This is a genomic window from Bradyrhizobium sp. UFLA05-89, assembly GCF_059803475.1.
Genome location: NZ_JBANBA010000152.1, coordinates 1 through 15,625 on the forward strand (window position 1 = coordinate 1; position 15,625 = coordinate 15,625).

The 15,625-nt window shown below is 64.3% G+C and carries 17 protein-coding genes and 1 tRNA gene; 11 read left to right on the forward strand and 7 right to left on the reverse strand.

The features are described 5' to 3' along the window. Positions 1–71 precede the first annotated feature (71 nt). The 5 genes from SO139_RS41915 to SO139_RS41935 form a co-directional block, all read right to left on the reverse strand. Positions 72–539, reverse strand: coding sequence for a hypothetical protein (locus tag SO139_RS41915; RefSeq protein WP_449384233.1), 468 nt, complete (start codon positions 537–539; stop codon positions 72–74). Between the two features lie 114 nt (positions 540–653). After that, a complete protein-coding gene (locus tag SO139_RS41920) occupies positions 654–1,046 on the reverse strand; it encodes an SRPBCC family protein (RefSeq protein WP_449384232.1) in 393 nt (130 codons plus the stop codon). A 210-nt stretch (positions 1,047–1,256) separates the two neighbouring features. Next, the gene (locus SO139_RS41925) at positions 1,257–1,616 is read right to left on the reverse strand and encodes a VOC family protein (RefSeq protein WP_449384231.1); all 360 of its coding nucleotides are present in this window, start codon (positions 1,614–1,616) and stop codon (positions 1,257–1,259) included. A gap of 55 nt (positions 1,617–1,671) precedes the next feature. Continuing rightward, positions 1,672–2,511: a helix-turn-helix transcriptional regulator gene (locus SO139_RS41930; RefSeq protein ID WP_449384230.1), complete on the reverse strand. Its 840-nt coding sequence runs from the start codon at positions 2,509–2,511 to the stop codon at positions 1,672–1,674. 96 nt (positions 2,512–2,607) lie between these two features. Beyond that, positions 2,608–3,180, reverse strand: coding sequence for a methylated-DNA--[protein]-cysteine S-methyltransferase (locus SO139_RS41935; protein WP_498541873.1), 573 nt, complete (start codon positions 3,178–3,180; stop codon positions 2,608–2,610). A gap of 172 nt (positions 3,181–3,352) precedes the next feature. Between SO139_RS41935 and SO139_RS41940 the strand changes: the two genes are divergently transcribed. Continuing rightward, positions 3,353–3,426: transfer RNA gene (locus SO139_RS41940), tRNA-Gly, on the forward strand. A gap of 30 nt (positions 3,427–3,456) precedes the next feature. Next, a complete protein-coding gene (locus SO139_RS41945; RefSeq protein WP_474804075.1) occupies positions 3,457–3,720 on the forward strand; it encodes a YbhB/YbcL family Raf kinase inhibitor-like protein in 264 nt (87 codons plus the stop codon). 42 nt (positions 3,721–3,762) lie between these two features. On the opposite strand, the gene SO139_RS41950 is transcribed toward SO139_RS41945, so the two are convergent. Beyond that, positions 3,763–4,755, reverse strand: coding sequence for an alpha/beta fold hydrolase (locus SO139_RS41950; RefSeq protein ID WP_498541874.1), 993 nt, complete (start codon positions 4,753–4,755; stop codon positions 3,763–3,765). Positions 4,756–4,929: 174 nt separating this feature from the next. Between SO139_RS41950 and SO139_RS41955 the strand changes: the two genes are divergently transcribed. The 9 genes from SO139_RS41955 to SO139_RS41995 all read left to right on the forward strand — a co-directional run bounded on the left by SO139_RS41955 (position 4,930) and on the right by SO139_RS41995 (position 13,938). Further along, positions 4,930–5,511, forward strand: coding sequence for a helix-turn-helix domain-containing protein (locus SO139_RS41955; protein WP_449384226.1), 582 nt, complete (start codon positions 4,930–4,932; stop codon positions 5,509–5,511). 55 nt (positions 5,512–5,566) lie between these two features. Next, the gene (locus SO139_RS41960; protein ID WP_449384225.1) at positions 5,567–6,031 is read left to right on the forward strand and encodes a GNAT family N-acetyltransferase; all 465 of its coding nucleotides are present in this window, start codon (positions 5,567–5,569) and stop codon (positions 6,029–6,031) included. A gap of 88 nt (positions 6,032–6,119) precedes the next feature. Continuing rightward, positions 6,120–7,172 (forward strand): LacI family DNA-binding transcriptional regulator, encoded by a 1,053-nt coding sequence (locus tag SO139_RS41965; RefSeq protein WP_449384224.1) that lies wholly within the window; start codon positions 6,120–6,122, stop codon positions 7,170–7,172. A 181-nt stretch (positions 7,173–7,353) separates the two neighbouring features. After that, positions 7,354–8,811 (forward strand): xylulokinase, encoded by a 1,458-nt coding sequence (gene xylB, locus SO139_RS41970; RefSeq protein WP_449384223.1) that lies wholly within the window; start codon positions 7,354–7,356, stop codon positions 8,809–8,811. Next, positions 8,808–10,130: a xylose isomerase gene (xylA, locus tag SO139_RS41975; RefSeq protein ID WP_449384222.1), complete on the forward strand. Its 1,323-nt coding sequence runs from the start codon at positions 8,808–8,810 to the stop codon at positions 10,128–10,130. Before xylB ends, xylA begins: the two co-directional genes overlap by 4 nt. A gap of 12 nt (positions 10,131–10,142) precedes the next feature. Then, a complete protein-coding gene (locus tag SO139_RS41980) occupies positions 10,143–10,907 on the forward strand; it encodes an ATP-binding cassette domain-containing protein (protein ID WP_449384221.1) in 765 nt (254 codons plus the stop codon). Then, a complete protein-coding gene (locus SO139_RS41985) occupies positions 10,907–11,977 on the forward strand; it encodes an ABC transporter permease (RefSeq protein ID WP_449384220.1) in 1,071 nt (356 codons plus the stop codon). The genes SO139_RS41980 and SO139_RS41985 overlap by 1 nt, the downstream gene beginning before the upstream one ends. Positions 11,978–12,068: 91 nt before the next feature. Continuing rightward, positions 12,069–13,001 carry a sugar-binding protein gene (locus tag SO139_RS41990; protein WP_449384219.1) on the forward strand — a complete coding sequence of 311 codons (933 nt, stop codon included), beginning with the start codon at positions 12,069–12,071 and terminating at the stop codon, positions 12,999–13,001. A gap of 94 nt (positions 13,002–13,095) precedes the next feature. Beyond that, positions 13,096–13,938, forward strand: a complete 843-nt coding sequence (locus SO139_RS41995) for an amidohydrolase family protein (protein ID WP_449384234.1) — start codon at positions 13,096–13,098, stop codon at positions 13,936–13,938. Between the two features lie 131 nt (positions 13,939–14,069). Here SO139_RS41995 and SO139_RS42000 read toward each other — a convergent pair whose 3' ends face one another. Further along, positions 14,070–15,389: a DUF1214 domain-containing protein gene (locus SO139_RS42000; RefSeq protein WP_474804083.1), complete on the reverse strand. Its 1,320-nt coding sequence runs from the start codon at positions 15,387–15,389 to the stop codon at positions 14,070–14,072. Between the last annotated feature and the right edge of the window lie 236 nt (positions 15,390–15,625).

Genomic DNA, 15,625 nt, shown 5'->3' on the forward strand with positions numbered 1-15,625 from the left:
ATCTCGCGTTGAATCTCCTTCAATATGCGATTCTCACCCAGCTTGGTCCGTGGATTTCTGACTCAGTAAGATTAGTGGCGCCTGTGACGGCGATGGCCGCCACCGCCGATATTCGCGAGCCGCATCAATTGCGGGATCATCGCCATCATGTCGCCGGCGCCCGAACCGCCGAGCATGCCCATGATGTCGCCGCCACCCATGCCCATGCCGCCTATGCCCATGCCGCCCATTGGCGCGTAGCCGCCGAAGCCGCTGCCGCCAAAACTGCCTCCGCCCATCATGCCGCCAAAACCGCCGCCGTTCTCCATCATGCGGCTCATCATCGGGCCCATGGTCTGCATCAGCATGGCGAAGCGACGCTTGCCCATCTTCGCCTTCATCATCTCCAGCATCGGTGCCATCTGGGTCATCATGTCCTGACCGCCGGCGCCTCCGCCGCCACCGAGACCTGCGAACTGCGCGCGGGCCGGCGTGCTCGTGATGGAAAACAGTAGCAGCACGGCGGCTGCCTGGCAGATGACCTTGTCAGCACCTCTCATTGCTAGCTCCCTGCATGCGTGGCGCCGCCGGGAGAGCGGAGCCAAACGGACGCATGGGGCCATTGTTAGAGCCGACGCGGCGAGGGCTCTGTGAAAATCGTCACAGAGGAACCGCTAGCCCTGGAATGCTCTATGCATGGCGTGCACGGCCTCTTTCGTCTGTCCCTGGACGTAGGGCGCGAGCTCGTTCGGCAGCATGTCGATGATCCAGACCAGCCGGCATTTTGCGTCACCCTCGGCGATCACCTGCACCGAGGCGCTGTAGTGCTTCAGCCGCTCGTTGCTGATCGCATAGACCAGCCGCTGCCGCGCCTCATCACAATCGACCAGCACCTCGCGCGCGACCGAGCCATTGGAGAAAGTGACGATGCGTGCATCGCCATCGAGCCGGCACGCCGTGACGAAGCCCGGCACGAGACGCGCGTGCACGGCACCGAAATCGCGCACCGCGTCCCACACTTTGTGGGCGGGAGCGTTGAGAGGCACGTCGTTGTGGATGGAGGCCATGGGTGAGTCCTTTTGATTAGGAAAGACGAGCCATAAGGCCGTCATCGCAATGACGCGCCTTGGGCACGCGCATGCTGTACTCTCAGGTGTCATCGCCCGACTTGATCGGGCGATCCAGTATTCCAGAGACGGGCATCGAGAAGTCGCGGCGTACTGGATGCCCCGGTCAAGCCGGAGCATGACAGTGTGTGTGGCGCGTTGGTTGCCTCCTCACGTACACACCGCCTCGACATTGTTGCCGTCAGGGTCGATCAAGAACGCCGCGTAGTAGGTCGGGCCGTAGTCCTTTCGCGGCCCGGCGCCACCATTGTCGCGGCCGCCGGATTTCAGGCCTTCGCTGTGGAATTTCTTCACGGCGTCGTGGTCTTTCGCCCGAAACGCAATGTGGGCGCCGTCGGCCTTGCGTCCCTTGTTCAGATGCAGCCAGAGCGCCGGCTCGCCCTTGGGCCCGAAGCCGGCATAACCGTCGCCGCTCGAGCACAGGACAAAGCCGAGGGGGCTGAGCGCCGCGGTATAGAACCGCGTGCTGGCATCGAGATCGGCAACGCGCAATCCGATGTGGTCATACATGATCGTCTCCATTCCAAATACGCACGCGTGGCGGCGCTGTCGGAGACGACCCTACTCAGTTGAGGGCGAGCTGCTCTTGGAAAATCTTGCGCATCCCGCGCGAGGCCTGGCGAAACTTCGTCGGCGATACGCCGGCGGCGCGGTGGAAGGTGCGGATGAAGTTGGAGAGATCGCCAAAGCCAACGTCATAGGCGATGTCGGTGACCGCGATGTCATCATCGCTCAGGAGGCGTGCGGCGTGCCGCAGCCGCGAGCGCACGAGATATTGATGCGGGGTGACGCCGAGCACGTCCCTGAACAGGCGCAGGAAGTGGAACGGGCTAAGACCAGCCTGCCGCGCGGCGTCGTCGAGGTCGATATCCTCGCCTGAATTCTCGTCGATCCACAGCGCACTCTCCACCGCGCGGCGGCGGTCACGCGCCGTCGGGACGACCTGTTTGTGCGGCTTGCCCGATACCACCTCGACGAAGCGGCCCGCAAAGATCTGGCCGATCTCGTCGATGCCAAGGTCGCTGTTGCCATCTGCCGCCGTCTGGGCCAGCTCGCCCAGCACCATCAGCTCGGGCAGCGGCGGTGCGGCGCCGACCTGCCACACCTCGCGCCGTCCGCCTATCGCTTCGACGAGACCGTCACCGATGAAGAACGACAGGCACTCGTCGCCGCTGACATGCTCGTGCGTGCAGGTGTATTCCTCGCCGGGATGGCCGACCAGCACCGAGCCCGCCACCAGCTCGAAGAAGCCGGCCCGGCAATGGCAGCCGAAGCTGCCTTTGCGGACATAGGCGAGCGAATGGCCGGTGCGGTATTCAGCAAACGGCTTGTCGTCCGGTCCCGCATCGCAGCGAAACCGCGACACCGTCATCGAAGGCGTCGTCTTCAGCGTGGTCGCTTCCATCCAACCTATCTAGGCATGATCCGGAAAGTGTGTAGCGGTTTTCCGATAAGATCTTGCCCCAAAAAGAAAACTAAAAGCGCGATCACAATCGCGCTTTTAGCTGACCCGCGGCGGAGCAACGGGCAGCAGGACCTCGAACAGCGTCTTGCTGGCGGTTGGATGGGCGCCTTCGAGCGAGAGCAGCCGGCGTTTTGAGATCACCCCGCCGTAAGGCGAGATTCGGTCGGCGTGGTTCCCGACCTCGAGCACGCGGTGGCACGGCACGATGATCATGAAGGGGTTTTTGCCGATCGCCTGCGCTACCGAATGCGACGCGCCGGACGCGCCCAGCGCCTTGGCGATCTCGCCATAGGTGCGGGTCTCCCCACGCGGGATTGCGCGCGCGAAGTCATAGACGCGCCGGTTGAAGGGCGGCACGCCGCTCATGTCGAGACTGATGGGGAGATCGGCGACATCGCCATGCAGGAACGCCGCAACAGCCTCGATCGCAAGCTCAGTGCTTTCAGTCGGCCGCTGCTCACGCGCCTCCGGATGGGCCTGGAAAATCCGGCGGCGGGTGTCGATCTCCCGCACATCAGGCAATTGCACGGCAACGATCCCGACCTGGCTCCAGACTATGCCGCAGCGGCCAATCGCCGTGTCAAATATCGCGTATGAACGCCCCAACATGTGCACGCCCCACTCATGCACGCCTTAGCCCGGACGGGGATCATAACACCGCCACAATCCAGCGCACCTGGATTCTTGCCAGGACGTTAAGAAGCGTGAGGGCAGAGGCGCCAAAGCGCTTGGCGCGAGACGCCGTCTCGGCTAATCAGGAGGGCGCAGACCATGCGTCTCCGCGGGCGTAGTTCAATGGTAGAACGGCAGCTTCCCAAGCTGCATACGAGGGTTCGATTCCCTTCGCCCGCTCCATGCTCTGAAATTTCAATTCCCGTAGCCCGGATGGAGCGAAGCGCAATCCGGGGCTATCACCGAACGAGCAAAACCCTGGATTTCGCTCCGCTCCATGCGGAATACGATAGCTATGGCGGTCCATGTCCGCCGCCGGGCAGCAAGCCGCATCGTTATCAGATCACGGTGTTTGCCCTCGATGTCGAGCGATTGCCGAAAGCGACGGACGCCTCGGCATCGCCCGTGCAGATCGAGTCCGATATCCGCGCGCGCACACTCGCCAAGGTGACCCTCACCGGCCGCTATGGGCGCTGATGCGATCCAGCTATCGCCGGTCCGGCGCGCAACGGCCGCGCGTCAGCTCGGCAGGCTGCGCAAGAACCCGATCATCGCCGCATTCACCTCGTCCGGCCGTTCCTGCTGGGTCCAGTGGCCGCAGCCGGGCAGCATCTGGATGTCGCGGAGCAGCGGCACCGATTGTTTCATGTTGGCGAGATGCTCGGCGGCTCCGGGGAAGGCGATCACCATGTCGTGGTCGCCGGCCATGAAGAGCGTTGGCACGGTGACCTTCACGCCTTCGAAGGCGGCCATCAGCTCCCAGTTGCGGTCGACGTTGCGATAGTAATTGAGGGGGCCACGAAATCCGCTGCGGGCGAACTCGGCCGCATAGAAATCGAGGTCGCCCGCGCTGAGCCATGACGGCAGCGGCACCGGGACGCTCGGCAATAGGCCGCCTGCGCGCGACACCATGCCGACGCCGACGGTCTTGCCGGCGCTCGCTGCCCTGGCGCGGATCGCGGCGGCGCCTTCGCCCGATGCGCCATAGAGCATCGCACCGAGCGTTTTCCGCGGATCCCGTTCGAATTCCGCCTCGGCGACGCCGGGCTCCTGGAAATACAGTTGATAGAACTGCGCCTCCGCCGTCTGCGGCATCAGGCTTGTCGGCGGCGCCGGACTGCGCGGGCGGAACGGCACGCTGAGAATGGCGGCTGCACGGAAACGATCCGGCCGCAGGCGCGCGGTGTGCCAGGCAATCGTCGCACCCCAATCGTGCCCGACGATCACGGCCGTGGGTGCTTCAAGCACATCCAGCAATCCGACGAGGTCGCCGACGAGATGGAAGATCGTGTACTGATCGATCGCCTCCGGTCGGTCACTCTTGCCGTAGCCGCGCATGTCGGGCGCGACGGCATGGAAGCCGGCGGCGGCCAATGCCGCGAGTTGGTGGCGCCAGGAGTACCAGCTCTCCGGAAAGCCGTGGCAGAGCAGGACGAGCGGCCCTTCGCCCTGTTCGGCGACATTGAGATTGATGCCGTTGGTCCTGATCATCCGCTGCGTTGGCTGGCTCATGTCATTGCCTCCCACGGGTGCTCGGTCGACCGATACATCCTAGCCGGGCGTTCGGGGCCGGCCAAGATTCTAATATATTGGTCTCTCGATCCCGGCGTTCGCCGCGCGCCGCGCTAAGCTCCCCCTTGCCTTGGGGGTGCGGTCCGTTGCCAGGCAATATTCGGATGAGGAGCCATGGACCAGCAGAAGCTCGACCGCGCGATCGGTCGCCGATTGAAGACATTGAGGACGCAAGCCGGCCTGACCCTGAACGAACTCGCCGCGCGCTCCGGCGTCAGCCGCGCGATGATCGGGCGGGTCGAGCGTGCGCAGAGCAGCGCCACGGCGGGGCTGCTCAACAAGCTCTGCGCCGCCCTCGATGTCTCCTTGAGCGACGTCGTCGCACTCGCGGAGAAGCCGCCGGAGCGGCTGGTGCGGCTCGCCGACCAGCCGCAATGGCGCGATCCCGAGAGCGGCTATCGCCGCCGTCACGCCTCGCCGGCTGATGCTGCCTCCGGCATCGAGACTATCGTCGTCGACCTTCCGGCCGGCGCGCGCGTGTCCTACAGCCCGTGGGGCCGTAACGCCTTCACGCAGCAGCTCCTGATGCTGGAGGGGGCGATCTGCGTCCATATCGACGCCAAAGCGTTGCGGCTGCGCGAGGGCGATTGCCTCGACTTCGACGTCATGCGCGCGGTGACATTCGAGAATGAAAGCCGGCAGGATGCGCGCTACGTCATCGTCGTCCGGCGCGGCACAAGCTACGGAAAAACCTGATGCCGCTGCGTGTTCATGCTGAAGCGTGGCCAGACCGTCAAAAAAGAGAAGTGACATGCAGATCCGTACCGGCGACACCAATGATCCGCGCGTCATCGCGCTGCTCGACTATCACAGGACCAGCGCGGCGGCGCAGACGGCGCCGGGCAGTGCGCATGCGCTCGATCTGTCCGGCCTGCGTGCGCCGGACGTCGCGTTCTGGACCGGCTGGGATGATGAGACGCTGGTCGCCACCGGCGCACTGAAGACGCTCGCGGCCGATCATGGCGAGGTGAAGTCGATGCATACGCTCCAGACCGCGCGCCGGCGCGGTTTTGGCGCACTCATGCTCAGCCATATCATCGCCGAGGCGCGCTCCCGCGGTATGGCACGGCTGAGCCTCGAAACCGGGTCGTGGGATTATTTCAAGCCCGCACACGCGCTCTACCGTGCCCACGGCTTCGTCGATTGCGGTCCGTTCGAAGGCTATGTCACGGATCGCAACAGCCTGTTCCTGACGCTCGACCTGACTGGACGCTGAGCCGCGGCGCGGGCGGAAGCTGGCCGTCCCCAGTCTGCCCCTCAAAATGAGTTGCGTACCTCAGAAAACCTCTGCTAGCCTTCAGCTCATGAAGCAGGACGCGCCCGCCGCGCTGACATTGAGGGACATCGCCCGCCAGGCTGGCGTCAGCCTCGCCACGGTCGATCGCGTCCTGCACAACCGGCCCGGCGTGCGGCCGGATACGGTCCGGCGCGTCAAGGAGGCGATCGAGCGCAATTCCTTCCAGCCGCATGTGGCCGCGGCCGAGCTCGCCCGGGGCCGAGCCCGGCGCTTCGCCTTCGTGATGCCGTCGGGGCCGAACCTGTTCATGCAGCAGATCCAGTCCTATCTCGGCGAGATGACGGCCTGGCTCTCGGCGCGCCGTCTGGCAGTCGAGATGGTCGCGACCGACGTGTTCGACGCCTCCGTGCTTGCATCTTCGCTCGAGGCTCTCGTCGGCACCTATGACGGCATCGCCGTGGTGGCGCTCGATCATCCCGGCGTGCGAGCAGCGATCAACGATCTCGTCGATGGCGGCGCCAAGGTGGTGACGCTGGTCTCCGACGTGCCGTCGTCGCGGCGCCACCACTATGTCGGCATCGATAACATCGCCGCCGGGCGCACCGCGGGCGCGCTGGTCGGCCGGCTCGTGGGCCCAAGATCCGATTTAAGCTCCGGCAAGGTCGCGATCGTCGCGGGCTCACAGGGCCTGCGCGACCACGCCGAGCGCATCTTCGGCTTCAACCAGGTGATAGCCTCGGAGTTTGTAGAGCTAAGTGTGCTGCCGGTGCTGGAGGGGCGCGACGAGGATGAGCGCTCCTGGCAGCTATTGGCGCGGCTGCTTGCCAAACATCCTGATATCGTCGGCCTCTATAATGTCGGCGCCGGCACGCAAGGCGTTGCCAGGGCGCTGATTGAGTCCGGCCGCGACAAGCAGATCGTGTTCGTCGGGCACGACGTCACGGTCCTGACGCGCAAGCTGCTGCTACAGGGCGTGATGGATGCTGCGATCTCGCAGAACCCCGGGCACGAGGCGCGCGCCGCCGTGCGCGTGCTGCTGGCGTTGGCGCGCGGCGAGCCGATCTTGAGCGAACAGGAGAAGATCCGCATCGACATCGTGATGCGGGACAATTTGCCCTAAAGCATGATCCGGAAAAGTGTGAAGCGGTTTTCCGAAAGATCATGCGCAAACGACAACTAAAGCGCGATGACGATTCATCCTAATCTCATCGCGCTTTAGCCGGCAGGACGGATGTGAGAGGACGGCCCGTGCGGGACAGGCGACAGAGATCGCCAGCCGGGCCGGAGAGGGAGGACGAGACGTGTTTCTCGGAATCGACATCGGCACGTCCGGTGTGAAAGCGGTGCTCGTGAGCGAAGCCGGCGCGATCGTCGCGACGGCCGCGCGCGAGCTTGCGCTGTCGCATCCCGCGCCGCTGTGGTCCGAGCAGGATCCGGACGCGTGGGTCGAGGCCGCGATCGGCGCGGTCGACGATCTCGCCGCCAGCTACCGCAGCGAGGTCGCGCAGGTGCGCGGCATCGGTCTCTCAGGCCAGATGCATGGGGCGACGCTGCTCGGCGATGACGGCCGCCCACTGCGCCCGGCCATACTCTGGAACGACGGCCGCTCGCATGCCGAATGCGCCAAGCTGGAGCGGCGCTGCCCGTCGCTGCATGCGATCGCAGGCAATCTGGCGATGCCCGGCTTCACCGCGCCAAAACTCTTGTGGGTCGCTGGACACGAGCCCGAGATCTTCAGGCGCGTCGCAAAAGTGCTGCTGCCGAAGGCCTATGTGCGCTACCGCCTGACCAGTGAGATGGTCGAGGACATGTCGGATGCCGCCGGCACGCTGTGGCTCGATGTCGGCCAGCGCCGCTGGTCCCCACTTCTGCTGCACGCCACGGGCCTCGATCTGCATCACATGCCGCGCCTTGTCGAAGGCAGCGAGGTCAGTGCGGTGCTCGCGCCGGAATATGCAACGCGCTGGGGCATGGCGAAGAATGTGGTGGTCGCAGGCGGCGCCGGCGATAACGCGGCGAGCGCGATCGGGCTCGGCGCGATCGCGCCCGGCGATGCCTTCCTGTCGCTCGGCACCTCCGGCGTCATCTTCCGTGTCACCGACCGGTTTGCGCCGGCGCCGGCCTCCGCCGTGCACGCGTTCTGCCACGCGCTTCCCGGCCTCTGGCACCAGATGGGCGTGATGCTCTCGGCCGCCGCCTCGCTCGCCTGGCTCTCGAACGTGATGGCGACGCCGGCGGCGGCGCTGCTCGCGCCGCTCGACGAGAGCGTCGACGGGCCGAGCCCGATCAAGTTCCTGCCCTACCTCGATGGCGAGCGCACGCCGCACAATGATGCTGCGGCGAGCGGCGCCTTCGTGGGCCTGCGCGGCGCGTGCGGACGGGATCAGATCGTTCAGGCCGTGCTCGAAGGCGTCGCCTTCGCCGCGCGCGACAATCTCGCCGCGCTCGGCAGTGCGAGCTCGGTGATTTCGGAGGTCGATCTCGTCGGCGGCGGATCGCGCTCGGCATTGTGGGCGCAGATCTGCGCCGACGTGCTCGGCATTCCCGTCCACCGCGTCGAGGAAGGCGAGGTCGGTGCTGCACTCGGCGCGGCGCGGCTCGGCAGCCTTGCCGCCACCGGCGAAGAGCCCGCGCAAGTCTGCACCCGTCCGCGGCGCCTCGCGACCTACACGCCGCGCGCGTCGACTGCTGCCGCCTATGACGACGCCTATCATCAGTGGCGAAAACTGTATCCCGCGCTGAAGGAGCTCTCCCTGTGAACGCATCTGCAAATTTCTTCGGTGCGACCGCGCCGGTCGCCTATGGCGGCACGAACGCCAAGAGCCCGCTCGCGTTCCGCTGGTACGACAAGGACCGCATCGTCCACGGCCGCAGGCTGGAGGACCATTTGCGCTTTGCCGTCTGCTACTGGCATTCGTTCTGCTGGCCGGGCGGCGATCCCTTCGGCGGCGAGACGTTCTTGCGGCCATGGCATCACGGGAGCGATGCCATGGCGATGGCGCGCGCCAAGGCCGATACCGCCTTCGAGCTGTTTCGTCTGCTGGATGTGCCCTTCTTCACCTTCCACGATGTCGATGCGGCGCCGGAAGGAGCCTCGCTCGCCGAGTCCGTCGCGAACCTCAATGCGATTGCGGACCTGTTCGAACAGAAGATGGCTTCCGCCAAGGTGCGCCTGCTCTGGGGCACGGCCAATCTGTTCACGCACCGCCGCTACATGGCAGGCGCCGCGACCAATCCGGATCCCGAGGTCTTCACCTATGCCGCCGGACAAGTGCGCGCCGCGCTCGAGGTCACGCACCGGCTCGGCGGCCAGAATTACGTGCTGTGGGGAGGGCGCGAGGGCTACGAGACGCTGCTCAACACCGATATCGGACGCGAGCTCGACCAGCTCGGCCGCTTCGTCTCCCTGGTCGTCGAGCACAAGCACAAGATCGGCTTCAAGGGCCCGATCCTGATCGAGCCCAAGCCGAAGGAGCCGACCAAGCACCAATACGATTTCGACGTCGCCACCTGCTACGGCTTCCTCCAGCGCTATGACCTGCTCCAGGACGTCAAGCTCAACATCGAGCAGAACCACGCCATCCTCGCCGGCCATTCGTTCCAGCACGAGGTCGCGCTCGCCGAAGCCCTTGGCGTGTTCGGTTCGCTCGACATCAACCGCGGCGACGATCTGCTTGGCTGGGACACCGACCAGTTCGCGATGAACGTGGGCGAGCTGGCGCTGGTGTTCCACGAGATGCTGAACCGCGGCGGCTTCACCACGGGCGGTCTCAATTTCGACGCCAAGATCAGGCGGCAATCCATCGACCCAGACGATCTGATCCACGCCCATGTCGGCTCGATGGATGCCTGCGCGCGGGCCTTTCTCGCGGCGGCCGACATGCTAGATGCGAGCGCGCTCACGGTGCCGCTCGCCGAGCGCTACCAGGGCTGGGCCGGAGCTGAGGGCCGCGCCATCCTTGCCGGCCAGCGTTCGCTCGCCGATCTCGCCGATCGCGCGCTCGCCCCCGGCTTCGATCCGCAGCCGCGGTCGGGCCGTCAGGAATATCTGGAATCCCTGGTCAACCGGTACGTCTGAGCGAGGCTGCTGATGACAAGCGTTGAAGCAACACGGCAGCCGGTCCTCGAACTGACCGGGATCGGCAAGGAGTTCGGTGCCATCCGCGCGCTGCACGACGTCGAGATGAAGGTCTATCCGGGCGAGGTGGTCGGCCTGATGGGCGACAACGGCGCCGGCAAGTCGACGCTGGTGAAAATCATCGCCGGCAATTTCCGTCCCAGCCACGGCGAGATCCGCTTCGACGGCAATGCGGTGCATTTCTATCGGCCGATCGACGCCCGCGCCGTCGGCATCGAGGTGGTCTACCAGGACCTCGCGCTCGCCGACAATCTGACCGCGGCCGCGAACGTCTTTCTCGGCCGCGAGCTCAAGCGCAAATTCGGCCCCATCTCGCTGCTCGACCACAAGGCAATGGCGGCGCGCGCGCTGGACTTGTTCGGCGAGTTGCGCTCGGAGACGCGGCCGCATGATCTCGTCAAGCAGATGTCAGGCGGCCAGCGCCAGGCGGTCGCGATCGCGCGGACGCGACTGTCCAATGCAAAGCTGGTGATGATGGACGAGCCGACCGCCGCGATCTCGGTGCGCCAGGTCGAGCAGGTGCTGAGCCTGATCCACCGCCTGAAGGAACAAGGCGTCGCCGTGATGCTGATCTCCCACCGCATGCCCGACGTGTTCGCGGTCTGCGACCGCGTCGTCGTCATGCGCCGTGGCGAGAAGCGTGCGGACAAGGCGATCCACGATACCAGTCCCGAGGAAGTCACCGCCCTCATCACCGGCGCGAAGGAGGCGGCGTAATGGCCATCCAGATCGAATCCCCGATCACCTTCACCAATGTCGGCAAGTCCAGATGGTGGCAGCGCGGTCTGTTTGCGACGCAGACGGGCTACGTCCTGCTCGCGCTCCTGGTGCTGCTCGCCATCATGCATTTCGCCAGCCCCTATTTCTTCACCGAGGGCAACATGCAGAATGTGGCGAAGAACTTCTCCTTCATCGCCATCGCGACCCTCGGAATCACCTTCGTCATCATCACCGGGGGTATCGACCTCTCGGTCGGCTCGATGATGTGCTTTTCCGCGATGATCACTTCCATGGTCATGACGGAGCTGTCGGCGCCGGGATCGATGTTCGTCCACCTGGCCGCGGACGGCAAGACGGTGCTTGCCAACGTGCCGGGGTTGATCCTCGTGATCTCCGTGTTGGCGGGGCTGGCCGTTGCGCTGGTCGTCGGGCTCATCAACGGCTTCTGCATCGCGACGCTGGGGCTGTCGCCGTTCGTCACGACGCTCGGCATGCTCTCGATCGTGCGTGGTCTCGCCTATGTCGTCTCCAACGGCCGCGGCAGCTTTCCGGGCGGCCCGGACGCCGACTATTTCTACGCGCTCACCTCGGGCGACCTGTTCGGCGTGCCCGCGCCGTTCATTTACCTCGTGATCCTCGCTCTCGTTATGGCGGTGGTGCTGCACCACACCACCTTCGGTCGTCACGTCTTCGCGCTCGGCGGCAACGAGAAGGCGGCCGAATTGACCGGCATCTCGGTCGTACGCGTGAAGATCGAGGTCTACGTGATCTGCGCGCTCGCCGCAGGGCTTCAGGGCATCATCATCTCCGGCTGGCTTGGATCGGCGCCGGCGAACATGGCGACGTCCTACGAGCTCAATGTGATCGCGGCCGCCGTCATCGGGGGTGCCAATCTCGCCGGCGGCATCGGCGGTCCGTTAGGGGCCATCGTCGGCTGCGTGCTGCTCGAGGTGATCCGCAACGGACTCGTGCTCGCGCAGGTCAACTCCTACTGGCAGCAGACGCTGGTCGGCGTGATCATCATCCTGGCCGTGCTGGTGGACCGCATCCGCTCGCGCATGGCCTGAGAAGAGTTACTCCGGGAGGGCAACGAATGCATCGTCTATCCGCCTTCCGGAGTTTTCAAAAGGATAGGCATAAAAGTGTGGAGGGAACGTAATGAGAAAGCTACTACTCGCCGGCATGGCCATCGCGATGATGGCGACCCCGGCGTTTGCCCAGACCTACAAGTTCGCGGTCGTGCCCAAGGCGATGAACAATCCGTTCTTCGACGTCGCCCGCGACGGCTGCATGAAGCGCGCCAAGGAGCTCGGCAACGTCGAATGCATCTACAAGGGGCCGATCGAGCACGAGCCGGCGACGCAGGCGCAGATCATCCAGGACTTCATCACCCAGAAGGTGGACGGGTTGGCGATCTCGGTTGCCGACGTCGCGGCGATGACCAAGTCGATCGAGGCCGCGGCTGCGGCCGGCATTCCCGTCATCACCTTTGACGCGGATGCGCCGGGCTCCAAGCGCATCGCCTATATCGGCACCAACAACAAGGACTTCGGCCTGGCGCTCGGCAAGCAATTGCTCCAGCTCCGACCCGAGGGCGGCAAATATGCCATGGTCTCCGGCGGTCCGGGCGCGAAGAACCTGGCCGAGCGCGTCGATGGCGTCCGCGAGGCGCTCAAGGGCTCCAAATGGGTCGAGGTCGCGGGCTCGCCGACCTTCTGCAACGACGACTCCACGCTGGCGGTCCAGCAGATGGCCGATCTGCGCACCGCGACGCCCGACCTCGCCGCGATCGTGCCGGTCGGCGGCTGGCCGATGTTCGCGCCGGAAGGCTTCAAGGCTTTCGTCAACAAGAACAAGAAGGACATCGATGCCGGCAAGCTGACGCTGGTCGTCGCCGATACGCTCAAGATGCAGCTTGAGCTCCTGCGCGACGGCTATTCCAACGCGCTCACCGGCCAGCGCCCGTTCGAGATGGGCGAGAAGTCCATGGACACGCTGCTTGCCATCAAGAAGGGCCAGAAGGTGCCGGAGATCGTCTACACCGGTCTCGATCTTGTGACGAAGGATAACGTCGCGCAGATGTTGAAGTAGGAACGTTCGCCAGCCCCGGCGTTCCCGCGCTTCTCTCCCGCCCGCGTCCACGCAGGCGGGAGAGGCTACGGCAATGATGGGTGGAGGATGAATGATGGCGATCGACGGGCATCAGCATTTCTGGGACCCCGCGCGGGCCGACTATCCCTGGATGGCGGCGGCCGAGCTCGCACCGATCCGCCGCGCCTTCGGCCCCACCGATCTCGCGCCGCTCCTGAAACAGAATGGCATCGATGCGAGCATTTTGGTGCAGTGCCGCTCTTCCGTCGCGGAGACCGAGGAGTTTTTGCACATCGCCGCCGCGACGTCTTTCGTCGCTGGCGTCGTCGGCTGGGTCGATCTGACCGACGCGGCGGTCGGCGCAACGCTCGACCGGCTGCGCGCCGCGCCGGCGGGCGACAGGCTGGTCGGCATTCGCCACCAGGTCCATGACGAGTCCGATCCCGACTGGCTGCTGCGCGAGGACGCGCAGCGAGGTCTTGCGGCGGTATTCGCGCGTGATCTCACCTACGATCTCCTGGTTCGCACCCGTGAGCTGCCGGCCGCAATCGCGACGGCGCAGGCGTTTCCGCAAGCGCGTTTCGTGCTCGACCATGCTGCCAAGCCGCCGATCGCTGAAGGTTTCAGCCGCGACTGGGCCGACCGCATCGCTGCGCTCGCGGACTGCGGCAATGTCTGGTGCAAGATCTCCGGCCTTGCGACGGAGGCCCGTTGGAACGACTGGGACGCAGAGCGACTTTTTCCTTACGTCGAGCACGCCGCCAAATGCTTCGGCGAGGATCGGCTGATCTTCGGCTCGGACTGGCCCGTGTGCCTGCTCGCGGGAAGCTATGGCGAGATCAAGAACGCGCTCGATGATTGCCTGACGAAGCTGGGCGGGCAGGTGAGAGAGAAGGCGTTCGGAGCGAATGCGCAGCGGGCGTATAGCCTGGCCTGACTGACTTAAATAACGGCGCAAGCGCTCTGGCCCTGTGCTCTCGGCGCGCTGCGCGGCCTTCCTGCGCCCTGCCCCGACGCCTTTCGAGGTCGAGCCAATGCGTGCGATCGATCGACGTATTCTTGTGCTTTCTAATTGGAGGCTTTGATCATCGGCGGCGGAAAGTAGGTCCCGTTCGCTACTCCATCAATCGGACCATAAAATCGGAACGTCAGCCGGTACACCAACCCCTTCGGCGTTGGAAGCCAATTTCCGTCAGGCGCATTTGTTGGCTTTTCGTCAGCGAAGTACAGGGTAAGTGAGCCGTCGCTGTTGTACTGCGGTTTGGTCTCTCGGTTGAGCAGGTATCGTTTCGTGGGGTTTGGCAGAACTCGAAAGTGAGTAGTGTCTACTGCAATGACCGACCAGAAGTATTTTGCGAAGGACTGCGGAAGCTGATCCTTCGAAAATGTGAGCGTGTAGGAATTATCGCCAGAGAGCTTAACGCCTGCGGCGTCGGTGCTGGCGCGATAATAAAGCACTTCGGGCATAGTGTTTGCCCAGATGCCGCCGTAGGTTATTAGCGTGCGCGCAATATAGTCGGTGTTGTAGTTTCCGACCACGGCCGGTCGTGCCCAACCATTCTGGATGACGCCATGTCCGATGGGTGGACCGTACTTCGCGAACTCTGCGTAGGCTTGCTCGCGAACCACTTTCGCCATGCGCTCGCGCTCGGCGGGCTCTTTGATGGCTTGCTGGATGATGCGGGCATTTGCTGCGTAACGCTCCAGACCGGGATTGAGGTCGGGCTCGCTGTCCAGTGCAGCATCGGCAAAGTCGAAGGCTTCGACGCCCGGCAGCCTTTCGAGGTCAAATACCGGAGTTTTCGGTATCTCGGGTAGCTTCGGCGAGCCAGAGGCTCGGAAATTAAACTGTAGCTGTAGTCGGACGGCCTCGCTCCAATCGTCTCCCAATTCTACGCGCAGCAATACGCGCGAATACCTCACCGGCAGGTCAATCCGCTTCACTTGCGGGGAAAGCTCGACTTTCGATCCCCTCAAACAGATCGCGAATTCGCCGTCAGGCTTATTCGGAAAGAGGCGTTCATTGATATTGGCGAGAGTTTCGTCCCATCCGTTTAGGAATTGGACCGTGTAGTACCGTCCCACAATCTTAGGCACGGTCACAATCGTGCAGCTATTCTCGGCGGTCGCTACCCAAGCTTCCGAGTACGCCACATCGAGATTTGGATTTGGCCAATCCACCGAGCCGGGCTTTCGGTGCACCAGTTCGTTCCACTTGAAACCTTCCTGAAAGTCGAGTTGCTGCTGTCGCAATACTAAGAGGCGGGTGAAAAGATACACCCAAGCATCGGCGACATCCTGATCCGATACGCGGCTCTGTGCAAAAGTCTGATAGGGCTGGACCAAGCAACAGGCCAAAATCGCGAACACCGAGAGAAGCTTTCGCATCGGTGCCACCCTCTAGGTCTTGTGGAACGTTAGGTTAAGCCGACAACTGAAAGATAACAAATTTCGCCTCTGGGCCAAAGTGGTTGCAGTTACAGGGAGGCGATGCGTCCTACTCAATGTCCGCTGTGCCCCAATTCGGCATCGCTGCGAAATGACGGCGATGGGCCGATTCCGTTGAAAAAGGGCGGCAGTAATCCGATGTATTGGCGTCAGCGGCGATGCGGCCGAGCGGCTGT